Genomic DNA, 11,751 nt, shown 5'->3' with positions numbered 1-11,751 from the left:
GAGAAAAACAACATGTTGGAACTGACACAACGCATCAACGACGTAGACAGCACCGAAATCCACGATAGCCTCATCCTGCCCTACGAGCTGCGCATCCGGGGCCGGCTGCGTGCCACCACCGTCACCAACCTGGACGTGGGCCTGTTTCTGGAACGGGGCCAGGTACTGCGGGACGGCGACCTGCTGCAAGCCAAAACCGGCGAGATCATCCGCATCCGTGCTGCTGAAGAACCGGTGGTGACCGCCCGAATCGAAGCTGGCCTGCCGCTGGCGCGCCTGTGCTATCACCTGGGCAACCGCCACGTCACCCTTGCCATAGGCCACGACGACAAAGGCGGCTGGGTACGCTTCCCACCAGATCACGTACTGGAAGAACTGGCCGAGCGCCTGGGGGCCAAACTCACCCACCACACCGCCCAGTTCGATCCAGAACCCGGCGCATACGCCCAGGCAGGGCAGGGGCACTCCCACGGCCATAGCCACGGACACACTCATAGCCACAGCCACGGGCATCACCATGGTCACACCCACTGATCCGGCCTCCGGCGACCTGGCCCTGCTGGGCCTGCTGCAACTGGTCAGCCCGGCACTGCCCATCGGCGCCTTCGCCTGGTCCCAGGGCCTGGAAAGCGCGTTCGAGCTGCAGTGGGTAACCACCGAAGCCGAACTGGGCGACTGGCTGGAAGGCGTGCTGGAAGACGGCCTGACCCGCTGCGAACTGCCCCTGTTGGCCCGGGTTCAGAAAGCCTGGTCCGAAGCCGACAGTGAAAGCATCGCCCGATGGAACCAGTGGCTGCACGCCACCCGGGAAACCGCCGAACTGAGCGATGAAGACATTCGCCTCGGCGGTGCTCTGGTTCGCCTGCTCGGCAGCCTCAACCTGCTGCCCGAGCCGGAACAAGGCAACGCCACACTGCCAGCGGAACCCGGTTACCCCACGATGTTCGCGTGGGCGGCCTACAGCCGGGGCGTACCCGTTCGCCAGACCCTGCTGGGCTTCGCCTGGGCCTGGCTCGAAAACCAGCTGGCGGTGGCGTGCAAGGCCATGCCCGTGGGCCACACCGCCGCCCAGCGGTTAACCGAACAACTGCGGCCCAAACTAGTCACCGCAGTGGACAAGGCCCTGAGCCTGGAAGACGACGAATTAGGACCGGTGCTGCCCGGGTTAGCCCTCGGCAGCGCCTTACATGAAACCCAGTATTCGAGATTGTTCCGAAGCTAGTAACAGATTGAACGCCACTCTGAAGCATGGAGCGGTGAGCGGGGAGTCCCTTTCGGGACCGTGCGGAGCCATGGATGGCGGAGCTCGAGCGCCACAGGGATGTGCTTGAGCGAGTCTCGGAAGGGACTCCCCGATTGCCGCTGTGCTCGGAGTGATAGAGACAAGAGAAACAACGACGAAAAGGAGTTAACCATGACACATTGTTTGCGAGTAGGCGTCGGCGGCCCCGTCGGTTCCGGCAAAACCGCCCTCCTGCGGCAGCTGTGTAAAGCCCTGCGGGACCACTACAACATCGCCGTGGTCACCAACGACATCTACACCCGCGAAGACGCAGACTTCCTGCTGCGCCACGAAGCCCTGCCAGCAGACCGCATCCTGGGAGTAGAAACCGGCGGCTGCCCGCACACCGCCATCCGTGAAGATGCCTCCATGAACCTGGCAGCCATCGACGACCTCCAGTCCCGCCACCCGGGCCTGGAACTGGTGCTGGTGGAATCCGGCGGTGACAACCTCTCCGCCACCTTCAGCCCGGAACTGTCCGATCTTACCCTGTACGTGATCGACGTCTCCGCCGGCGACAAAATCCCCCGCAAAGGCGGCCCTGGCATCACCAAATCCGACCTGCTGATCATCAACAAGATCGACATCGCCGAACAGGTCCACGCCTCCCTGGAAGTGATGGAGCGGGATTCCAAAAAAATGCGTGGCGAACGCCCCTTCGTGTTCACCAACCTGTATGACGGCGTAGGGCTGGACACCATCATCAGCTTTATTTTGGAGCGAGGCATGCTGCCGGAACGCCGGCCTGAGAAAGTGGCCGCTTCCGCCTGATCAAACAGTTTTGGTTTAAACCGTTCACGGAGAGACAAACATGAGAAGAATTCAAAAGATTGGTGCCAGTGCTGGACTGCTATTAGCTTCTGCAAACGTGCTCGCACATTCAGGGCATGAGGCTATTGGTAACGTAATGCACATTGAGTATCTGTTTGCGGCAGGGATCGTTGGTGCGATTGTGCTGACAGCCTACCGGAAGGTGAGTGAGCGAAACGAGGACTGAGCGCAAAGCCTTTCCTTATTGCCAAAGAATGAAGGCTGTACGGGAGACTGTGCAGCTTTTTTATCGCTGAAATGTCGATGTGCGTAAGCAAAACGAGCATAAGTTGTTGAACTGTCGTTCATGTGGCACTCTGAGGACAATCCCAGCGACAGGCCTTTATGATGCAATTGGATAAAGCAAAAAAGCGTATTGCAAAGCAGGTTAAGAAAGGCTTTCACGGCTATCCGTTAGTTGCGCTGGAGTACTTTGGTAAGACGCCAGACTCAGCCACTGAAGTCGTTATTTATTTTACCGAGAAAGAGGGCGCAGAGCCTCAGAAACAAAGGTTTGTGAGTGGTGGGGACGCCCGGGAAGATGAAACCATTCAATCCGCCCTTCTGAAAATCATCGAGCGGGCGGATGCCAAAACGGTGACTGAGATCGACGGAATTTCCGTTCTCAGTTAGAGCCGGCACCACCTTGCAGCTGTCCTACATAGGCGGCGATAAAGGCCGTTTCCTGAAAAACCTTCAATCCCGTATCGGCAAACGCAATGGGCAGCGGGTTGGATGCCAGGGTGGACTTGATCAGTTGGGGTGACAGCAAGGTGACCGTAAGCTCAGCACTGTTGATTAGTTGAATGGCCGCTTCCATTTTGAAGCTGATGGCGCCGCCGGCAAATTTGCCTTTTTGCATCCGTTCTTTTATCGCGACACAGGTGACTCCGTACTCGGCCATCAACTCCGCAAAGGTCGTCTGGAATTGCTTCAGATCGTCACGGCTATGATTTTTCGGCAGTGACACTTTGCGAACCTTGCACTCCGGCAGGTTGAACTGCCCTCTGTCCATATTCAGCAAACACACCACCGCATCGCTGCCAGTCAGTTCCACCCCACAAACAATCATAGCACTTGCCCTCTGCACACCGGTTGTCGTTAGCCGCAGCACTTCTTGAATTTGATTCCACTACCACAGTGACATAAATCGTTCCGGGAGGGTGGTTTTACGGTGGTGACCGTTCCGCCCTTGTTCAGGATAGCGGTGAGTTCGTTGATGGATTGAACGGCGCCCTCGCGGGTATCAACGGATATATTGGCATACAGCTTCGCTTCGGCGACCTGTGCTTCAATTTCCTGCTTGCGGGCTTCACTGGTAACCACCAGAGTCAGTGGGTACTTCTTGCTGCCACTTTTTTTGCTGGCCTTGGTTTCAAAGCCGCCATAAGCGGTATGATGCTGGCGTGCGTCCTGACGACCTTTGTAGAAAAATTTATCTGACATGCTGAGTTCCTGATGGAGAGAAGTCCCAGCCCACTGCCGGGAGCAGTCTTTTAGCATGCTTGCTGAAACGGTGATATAGGCAGATATAGCTTCCCGGCCACGATCGTTTGATGTTGTACTCGCGCGGCGTTACAAAAATCCTGCGGTGCTGAAGCAAAGACTGATTTATGTTTCACGTCGGTTTTTTGCAAGTAAATGAAACAGGGATGTTGAAGAAATGGATTTGAGCCCGGCTTACCAGCCCCTTATTGCTGCACTCTGGTACCTGTTGCCTCTGGCAATGATGGCTGGCCTGATCAAGTCACCGTGGCTCAAGGGTAAATTTGGCGAGTTCCTGGTCAACCTCTCCGCGCGGTGGTTTCTGGACAAATCCCAGTATCACCTCATCAAGAACGTTACCCTCCCTTCAGAAGACGGCAGCACACAGATCGACCATGTTCTGATTTCGGAGTTTGGGGTTTTCGTTGTTGAGACCAAGAACATGAAGGGCTGGATCTTCGGTGGCCCTCATCAGCGCTTCTGGACCCAGAAGATTTATCGCTCCAACCACAAATTCCAGAACCCGCTGCACCAGAACTACAAGCATGTAAAAACGGTTCAGACGCTCCTCGGGCTGGGTGACCATCAGATGTATTCGGTGGTGGTGTTTGTGGGGGGCAGCACCTTCAAGACGCCCATGCCAGAAAACGTGACTCAGGGGCTCGGGTATGTAAGGTACATCAAGTCCCAACGGGATTTGGTGCTGAGCCAGGAGCAGGTTGCCGAGGTTCGCGAAAAGATGGCATCCGGTCGCCTCAGGGAATCATTCGCCACCGACCGGGCCCATGTTCGGCATGTGAGAGGTCTGGTGGCCGAGCGTTACGGTGATGCGCCCCGCCGCCCGAATTGGGAATCTCGCAAGCTACTGGTTTTTCCGGTTTTGTTGTTGGGAATCGGTGTGATTGGCGTAAACGCCTATTCGAATTTTGTTTCGGGGGCGATGGAAATAGGCAAGAAAAGGAGCGTTGAACAGCGGAGTGAAAGCGTACCTCAGCCCATTCCTCCTCAGTCGCAAAGCGCATCTCAAACTGGTTCAGTTGCCGTTGCGCGAGACGCCTCTTCCGGCACCAGTGTTCAGCCCGATAAGCAACCCCCCTCAGAACTGTTCTTGGCGCGGCAGACGTGTAATGCATTAATCGCTGCCGCGATTGGCAATCACGACCCTCGCCTTCTCAGAGACAGAGATAAGGCGTGTAATAGGTATAAGGTTCTGCAAGGGGAAGTGCGCTGAATCGTAAAAGATTAGCCAGCGGCTTAGAGGACGCAAGTACATCGAGGTAGATCTATTTCTCCGGACTCTTGATGTAAAAGGGGCTCTTATCCCGGAAGCTCATTTCAAACAGCTCACTGGCCCGCCATAAGATTCCGTTGCTGACCCAAGTACAGGAATCAGTGGAGCAGAACCACACAAAATAAGAGAGTTACGCTCTCGGAAGAATCGGTGGAGAAGGCCTAGCAATTCGCTCAGATCAATTACCAGGCCAACACCCTCATAGTCTTCTAGCTTCTCTCCGCCGTTTTTTGTATTTGTTTCATAGAGTCGCGCTCTGATTCCGGGGCTGTCTCTACCAGTCGACGGGACCACTGCTCGGCGGCTCCGGTATCGCCGGCCAACTTGGCCGCACGGGCCGCTCCTTCCAGGGTGTTATACCGATTCGGCCAGGTGCGATCGGACTGCTGATAAGCGGTGAGGGCCTCGGCCGGGCGATCCAGGGCGAGTAGCAGATCGCCAAGCGCCTCGTAGGGCGGGAGCAGGGTTCCGGGGCTGACCGGATGCTTCTCTACGGTGGCTTCCAGCTCTCCGGCGGACCGCATCAGTTCGATGGCTCGGTCGGGGTCACCCTCTGCCTTGGCAATCCAACCGGCAAGGATCCTCCGATCCACCTCAATGTAGGTCGGGAAACGCGGATCGGGAGCGGACCGGGCGGCTTCCGCCAGGGTCTCCAGCCGCTGTTCAGCCTCGCGGGCGGTTTCCAGATCACCGGTGTGGACGGCCCCAAGCCCGCGTGCAAACCAGCTCAGAGCCTCGGGCCAGGGGAACGTGTCCCAGCCAATGTAGTCGTCAGCACGGGGGGTGATGGCGGCGGCCGCTTCCCAATCGTGTTCTTCAACGGCCAACCGTGCGGGGATGGATGCCAGGTGGAATGCCCCGGGGAAATTGGCCTGGTGTGGTCCGTTGGCCTGGGCCGACTCCCAGACACTGTGTGCAGCGCTGTCTTCACCCCGTTGGAGGTGGCCATACACCAGATAATCAAGGGCATGAATATAGTGGAAGGATGTGGCGCCATCGACCTGGTGATCGACCGCCACGTCTGCGGACTGGCTGTTCCATTCAATCATCCGGGGCCAGTCACCGAGCCGCACATAAATGTGAGACGGCATGTGCAAGGCATGGGGAACACTGGGGGCTATCCCGGCATAGGAATCCACGATTTCAGTGGCGTTGCCAGCGCGGCCATCGGCATCCGTGGCGTGTATGGAGTAATGCACGGCCCCGGGATGGGTGGGCTCGGTCTCCCAGGTCGTACGCAGTACCTTTTCCGCTTCGTTGTGCAGTGTCTTGCGGTCTTCATCGGACCGCGCCAGAGTCAGGCGGGACAAGGCATAAAGGGTAGCGACGTTGGCGTCCTCCGGGAAGGCTTGATAGGCCTGCTCCATACCTTCAATCCAGCCGGCCAGCCGCTCGTTGACCTGGTCGGTATCCGGCTCGAAGAACGCGGCGGTGGCGTCTATCAGCAGCCGTTCACGATCCTCTTCGGCAGCGTCTCGGGCTTGCTGGATTTCCTGGCGACCGAGGGTGATATCGTCAGTACTGGGGGTGGTGCCCCATAACGGCTGAAACAGCGACATGGCGACACCCCAGTGGGCCATGGCACAGTCGGGATCGGCCTGGGTAATGGCGTCGAACTCGGCGCGCGCCTGGGTGTACATCATGTGATGTATCAGGCCCAGTGCGTGATCGACGTCAGCGCGCACATCGTCATCACAGTCGGCCTGAAAATCGACGGTGCCGACGTCATCCCCGGCGCTATGGGCATGACCATCATTCATGGTGTCCTGATGTGCGACTGCGGGGGGGATAAAACCTAGAGAAACAGCGAGTGTTAAACGAGAGAGTGTGTTCATGACATGACTCCAGTGGTGGTGGAGCCGGCATGTTTATTCGGGTCAGAAGCTGAATACGAACTGCCAGTTGCTGGCTCTGCATGCGCAGCTTACAAACTCAAATTTACTCCTGTCGTGGCGGATTGAACAGCGACAGGTTTACGACGGGTGATGAGAAAACCGGGACAGATCCCGCTTTCAGAAACCGGATCTGTCCCGATCATTTCAGTGGGTCAACTGACCTGCATCACCCGCATCATCTCATGGTCCTCATGAGACAGGATGTGGCAATGCCAGACATAGCGCCCCGGCTTTTCAAAGGTCGCGCTTATTCGCGTGACCTGGCCCGGCAGGGCTGTGACCATGTCCTTGGGCGCGTTTTCCACGTACCCGTCGGTTGGCCCCAGGCCAACGGCGCCACCCTCGGTGACCCCCGATATTCCTGCTACCTGTCCGAGCGTTCCGTTGTGCTGAAGCACTGGCACCGGGGCACCTTCGGTGAAGCTGATCTCGTTACGCCCGAGAATATTGAAATTCACCAGATGCAGGTGAATGGGGTGGGCATCACCGGTGAAGTTGTAAATCTCCCACACCTCGGTTGAACTGAGTGCCGGGACTTCGGTCGTTGGTTGGAACCAGGTGAACGCCGTCGCGGTACTGTCCTGGTCTACGATTCCCAGCAGCGGCTGCAACCGGCCGAATTCGTCCAGCCCCTCGAACAATGCAACTCTGCGAATCGTTGCTCCGGGGGTCACTGGAGGTGGACCGAACCCCAGGTCAGCCGCCCACGCGTTGAAGGTCGCCGGATCAAAACTGTCGGCGATGGCATTATTGAACGGAAGGACCACGTCGAACGCCATAATGCGGTCAGTCTGGCGGTCCGGGAAGAGGTCCTCATCAGCGACCTCGTCGCCAAGGTCTCCACCGAAGGGTGCATCGCCACCGATGTTCTCCATGATAATCCGGGTGTCCTCCAGTCCGGAGAAATTGATGACAACGTCATAACGCCCGCCCGGCTCTATCACCAGTGTGTCGGTCAGGCTGGCACTGGAGGCCAGGCCCTGGTCGCTGCCGGTCACATAGAAGGGCAGGGGCGCGCCGGCGCCATTCAGATCAGTCGCCCCTGATGAGGCGGCAACCCGGAAGCGGATCGCCATGAACCGGGAGTCACAGCCGTTGAGCAGGCGCAGGCGGTAGTGTCGCGGCTCGACGTTGGCCTTTGGCCAGATCTTGCCATTAACCACCATGTGATCGCCGAAGAACTCCGCAAGCGCCGTAGGCCCGCCTCCGGGGAACAGGTCGGGCGGCAGAATGGCGCCCTCGCCAGTGATGAAGTCATCGTAGAAAGGGTCGCCCGGGAAAGCCGGATAGAACAGGTCGCCTTTTTCCGTGAACATGCGGTCCTGAATGGCATACGCCAGTTCGTAGGGAAAGGCCGGAAGGCTCAGCAGGTTATCGGCCATGCCCGTGTCGTACTCATCCCGGACAAAGTAGAACCCCGCCAGGCCGGCATACACGTTAAGCCGTGTGATCCCGAGCGCGTGATCGTGGTACCAGAGATTCCCGGCGCGGACGTCATTGTCATAACGGAAGGTGTTGGTAAAGCCTCCCGGCACGTAGTCCCATTGTGGGCCTTTTATTTTTCCATCAGGGCTGAAGAAGAACTCCGGGTTGCCATCGAACTGGAAGTCGCTCTTACCGCCATGGAGGTGCGTAATAATGGGGACCCCATCCTTTTTGATAGTGAACTGCCGGTAATCGACACCATTGGCCGAACCCGCACCATGGAGCGAGTAGCACCAGTGCAGATTGGTATCCACCGGGAGAAGGTGCTGCCCTCCATTGAGTTCGTTCTCCCATCGAACAACGGTCTCAGGGGCACCACCGGCCGACAGGCTTTTCACCTGAAAGGTTTGCCCCGGCCAGGACACGGTGTCAGCGCCATAGCCCCAGACCTTGGTTTTTAGCCGTTTGCCATTCTTCGTGTTGATGAGCCCGGTTTCTTGCACGGTTTCCCTTGCGCGCAGACTGAAGTTCGGTTGTTGGGCGGGCCCCCCGTTGTCGTTGAGGTCCTTGAACAGGAAGCCGGGATCGAGAGCGTTTGGTGCCAGATCGATAAACTTGGGCTGCAGGGCGGGATCGCTCAGTGGTCCGACATTGGAAAGGAATGCGATCGCATGTGCTCGCTGAAGGAAGGGATTGAAAGGTAAAGCGAGCCCCAATGTGGTGAGGGTACTGCCTTGTAGGAAACGACGCCTGGTAATCATGGCTGAATCCCCTGAAAACCTGGGCGTGCAAGCCCGCCCATTTTTGCTGTTGGCCGGTTGCAGCGGAGGCCTACATCGATGTGCTCGTGAGGGCAGTGTAGTTAGATGTGCGCTTGCCACCCTACCGTGCAACCACTTCTTGTTGGTTGACCGGAAACTTTTTGGCGGCCTGGCTGGCTTTCTCGATAGGGCTGGTAGGGAGGGAAGCCCCTTGGCTTTGTGCACCCGAATTTCGGCGGGGTTACCTTTTTCAGAGTTTCCGGTGTTTGGGATAGTTCTGCCCTCGCTCTCAGTCAAGACAGAAACGCAGGGGGCCAATGATTTGGCCGTTTTATTTGATGTGTATCAATTCGGCATGATCTTTCGTTTTCGTTGGAATCCAACGCCCACGAGCCAACAGACAGGACAGATGGGTCAGGGTGCATCAGTTTACCTGTCAGTCCGTCTACAGGAGTTGGTTTTGATGTGGCTGAAGCTTATGCTCACCCCACACGTTTTCAGAGGGGCGCTTTATGAGTCTGGCCATTGCACTGCATGTTCTCGCCGCCGTTATTTGGGTTGGCGGTATGTTTTTCGCCTACATGGCCATGCGGCCAGCGGTGGTTGAAGTGATTGATTCGTCGCAGCGGGGCGTGCTCTGGTGCCGCACCCTTTCCCGGTTTTTCCGGTGGGTGTGGGCGGCTGTAGTCCTGTTGCTGGTAACCGGTTACTGGATGGTCTTCAACGTATTCGGTGGCATGGCGGGTGCCGGCTGGCACATTCATGTCATGCAGGGATTGGGGATTGTGATGATGCTGCTCTATTTTCATGTCTATTTTGCCCCCTTCAGGCGGCTGAAACAGGCCGTTGCCAATCAGGATCCTCAAGAGGGCGGGCGGCAGGTAGGGCAGATCCGCAAACTGGTGGGGACCAACCTGATTCTTGGACTGATCGTGGTGGTGATTGGTGCGGGCGGCCGGTATCTGTAAGTCAGCCGTAGAATGACGGAAGAACCGGTTTTTGTATGAAGATAGATGTTCCGTTCAAACTGCGCGCTTACCAGCGGGAAGCGGTCGGTGCCGCGTTGGAGCGAAAGGTAAACCGGGGCAGCTTTTTTTCTGCAAGGCGCCAAAACAGACTTTTCAGGGAAGCATTGCGTGAATCAGAAAGGCTTACTCTCCTCATGGAACGATGCCAAGGGTTTCGGCTTTATAACTCCGGAAAACGAAGGTAAGCGTTTATTTGCCCACATCAGCGCCTATCAGGGACGGGGCAGGCCTTCGGCCGGCGACAAGGTGGTTTACGCGCAAGCAAAAGACGAGAAGGGCCGGTTAAGGGCAGCCAGTTTCCAATACGCCGGGGTGGCCCGACACCGCGCAGCATTAGCGACTGGCGTTTGGGTCGCTCTGTTGATTGCAGCCGCAGTAGGAGGGGCGATCTCGGTTTTATATCTCCAGGGGTATGTGCCGCTGCTTTTGCCGGTCGCCTATGGCGCGATGAGCCTGGTTACTTTCTTGATGTATGCGGTCGACAAAGGGGCCGCAGAGCGCGGCAACCGGCGGGTACCCGAGGGGCGGTTGCATCTGTTCGAACTATTGTGTGGCTGGCCGGGGGCGCTGGTGGGCCAGCAATTCTTTCGCCATAAAACCCGAAAGACCTCCTTTCAGGCGGCATTTTGGTTCAACGTAATGCTCAATCTCGCGGTTTTGGGCTGGTTGTTGGTGTGGCCGGATGCCGAGTTCGCCCGGCAGGCGCTGGAGATTAAACCAGTCATGCTTTTGAGAATTTAATGATGCAGAACGGACTGCCGATCGTGAGAGGGTGATTTGCAGAATGAGTGGCCCTGAGTTAAACGTAATCGGGGGATGTTCGATTTTCGGAGACGCCTGGAGAGGGAGCTTGGATGGCGACGATAAAGCCTGGTGGTCTGGGAATTAAAACCCGCCTGTTTCAGGTCATTTTCGAATCCGATACCCGCTTGGCCAAAGGCTTTGATATTTTTTTGGCGTTCCTGATATTCCTCAGTGTCGGGACTATCCTCCTGGACAGTGTCCCGGAATATCACGCCCGCTTCGGTGAGATTTTTTATGGTGTGGAGTGGGGCATAACGCTGCTCTTCACCGTTGAGCTGGCTCTGCGCATCTATTGCCTGGAGAAACCGAAGCTTTACCTGAAGAGCTTTTTCGGTGTTATCGATGTCCTGGCCGTCTTACCTACCTGGCTGGCGCTGTTGTTTCCAGGTGCACAGACTCTCGTCGTAGTGCGTCTGCTTCGGACTCTGCGTCTGTTCCGGGTACTGGAAATGATGACAGTAGTTGGCGAGGGCCGCCTGCTGCTGGATGCCTTGATTCGCAGCCGGCACCAGATCCTGCTTTTTCTGTTTGCTGTGCTGATAGTCGTGACCATCTTCTCTTCTTTGCTCTATCTGATCGAGCCGGCTGAGGCAGGTTTCACCAGTATTCCCACATCGATCTATTGGGGAATCGTGACACTGACAACCGTGGGCTATGGCGATATAGCGCCGGTGACGGCCTTGGGTCAGTTCATTTCCATGATGATCATGCTGACGGGTTACTCGATCATTGCGCTTCCCGTTGGGGTGTTTTCCGCGGAAGTGATTCGCGCCCTGCGTGAGGAGCGTTACTCTGATGAAGCCTGCCCGGGATGCGGTAAACATCGACATGAAGTCGACGCCAAATATTGCAAACACTGTGGTACCTGGCTTAATGAAGAGACGCGCGACCCGCGCCGTTCCTGATGATGCCTGCGCCGGATTTATGGGGGCGCACCGGTAACGGCACCGGTTTTTGCTAGTATGGCCGC

General features: G+C 57.1%; 13 protein-coding genes and 1 riboswitch. Of the genes, 9 read left to right on the top strand and 4 right to left on the bottom strand.

Annotated features, from left to right (window positions below):
* Window positions 1–12: 12 nt before the first annotated feature.
* From ureE to QVZ43_RS02960, 5 genes are all read left to right on the top strand, one after another.
* Window positions 13–534, top strand: a complete 522-nt coding sequence (gene ureE, locus QVZ43_RS02980) for an urease accessory protein UreE (RefSeq protein WP_302908814.1) — start codon at window positions 13–15, stop codon at window positions 532–534.
* Window positions 518–1,222 carry an urease accessory protein UreF gene (locus QVZ43_RS02975; RefSeq protein ID WP_302908813.1) on the top strand — a complete coding sequence of 235 codons (705 nt, stop codon included), beginning with the start codon at window positions 518–520 and terminating at the stop codon, window positions 1,220–1,222. The genes ureE and QVZ43_RS02975 overlap by 17 nt, the downstream gene beginning before the upstream one ends.
* Before the next feature lie 192 nt (window positions 1,223–1,414).
* On the top strand, window positions 1,415–2,053 hold the full coding sequence (gene ureG / locus QVZ43_RS02970; protein ID WP_223794301.1) for an urease accessory protein UreG: 639 nt from the start codon (window positions 1,415–1,417) through the stop codon (window positions 2,051–2,053).
* 40 nt (window positions 2,054–2,093) lie between these two features.
* A complete protein-coding gene (locus QVZ43_RS02965) occupies window positions 2,094–2,279 on the top strand; it encodes a hypothetical protein (RefSeq protein WP_302908812.1) in 186 nt (61 codons plus the stop codon).
* A 158-nt stretch (window positions 2,280–2,437) separates the two neighbouring features.
* Window positions 2,438–2,725 carry a hypothetical protein gene (locus tag QVZ43_RS02960; RefSeq protein WP_263283017.1) on the top strand — a complete coding sequence of 96 codons (288 nt, stop codon included), beginning with the start codon at window positions 2,438–2,440 and terminating at the stop codon, window positions 2,723–2,725.
* On the opposite strand, the gene QVZ43_RS02955 is transcribed toward QVZ43_RS02960, so the two are convergent.
* Together QVZ43_RS02955 and QVZ43_RS02950 are read right to left on the bottom strand one after the other, a co-directional pair.
* Window positions 2,718–3,164, bottom strand: a complete 447-nt coding sequence (locus QVZ43_RS02955) for a DUF3010 family protein (RefSeq protein WP_302908811.1) — start codon at window positions 3,162–3,164, stop codon at window positions 2,718–2,720. The genes QVZ43_RS02960 and QVZ43_RS02955 overlap by 8 nt on opposite strands.
* Window positions 3,165–3,193: 29 nt before the next feature.
* On the bottom strand, window positions 3,194–3,538 hold the full coding sequence (locus tag QVZ43_RS02950) for a PBPRA1643 family SWIM/SEC-C metal-binding motif protein (protein WP_302908810.1): 345 nt from the start codon (window positions 3,536–3,538) through the stop codon (window positions 3,194–3,196).
* A 217-nt stretch (window positions 3,539–3,755) separates the two neighbouring features.
* Here QVZ43_RS02950 and QVZ43_RS02945 point away from each other — a divergent pair, with 217 nt between their 5' ends.
* Complete coding sequence (locus QVZ43_RS02945; RefSeq protein ID WP_302908809.1) at window positions 3,756–4,808, top strand: nuclease-related domain-containing protein; 1,053 nt, start codon at window positions 3,756–3,758, stop codon at window positions 4,806–4,808.
* A gap of 269 nt (window positions 4,809–5,077) precedes the next feature.
* Here QVZ43_RS02945 and QVZ43_RS02940 read toward each other — a convergent pair whose 3' ends face one another.
* On the bottom strand, window positions 5,078–6,628 hold the full coding sequence (locus QVZ43_RS02940) for a tetratricopeptide repeat protein (RefSeq protein ID WP_302908808.1): 1,551 nt from the start codon (window positions 6,626–6,628) through the stop codon (window positions 5,078–5,080).
* Window positions 6,629–6,915: 287 nt separating this feature from the next.
* Window positions 6,916–8,949 carry a multicopper oxidase family protein gene (locus QVZ43_RS02935; protein ID WP_302908807.1) on the bottom strand — a complete coding sequence of 678 codons (2,034 nt, stop codon included), beginning with the start codon at window positions 8,947–8,949 and terminating at the stop codon, window positions 6,916–6,918.
* Between the two features lie 160 nt (window positions 8,950–9,109).
* Window positions 9,110–9,205, bottom strand: a riboswitch (cyclic di-GMP riboswitch).
* 256 nt (window positions 9,206–9,461) lie between these two features.
* Between QVZ43_RS02935 and QVZ43_RS02930 the strand changes: the two genes are divergently transcribed.
* The 3 genes from QVZ43_RS02930 to QVZ43_RS02920 all read left to right on the top strand — a co-directional run bounded on the left by QVZ43_RS02930 (window position 9,462) and on the right by QVZ43_RS02920 (window position 11,686).
* Complete coding sequence (locus tag QVZ43_RS02930) at window positions 9,462–9,917, top strand: CopD family protein (RefSeq protein ID WP_302908806.1); 456 nt, start codon at window positions 9,462–9,464, stop codon at window positions 9,915–9,917.
* Window positions 9,918–10,085: 168 nt separating this feature from the next.
* Entirely contained in the window at window positions 10,086–10,718 is a 633-nt protein-coding gene (locus QVZ43_RS02925) for a DUF1294 domain-containing protein (protein WP_302908805.1), read from the top strand.
* Window positions 10,719–10,831: 113 nt separating this feature from the next.
* Window positions 10,832–11,686, top strand: a complete 855-nt coding sequence (locus QVZ43_RS02920; protein ID WP_302908804.1) for an ion transporter — start codon at window positions 10,832–10,834, stop codon at window positions 11,684–11,686.
* Window positions 11,687–11,751 lie beyond the last annotated feature (65 nt).

This window comes from Marinobacter suaedae (assembly GCF_030519635.1).
Taxonomy (GTDB): Bacteria; Pseudomonadota; Gammaproteobacteria; order Pseudomonadales; family Oleiphilaceae; genus Marinobacter; species Marinobacter suaedae.
Note: the sequence above shows the minus strand (reverse complement) of the source record. Positions and strands in the feature narration are given on the sequence as shown.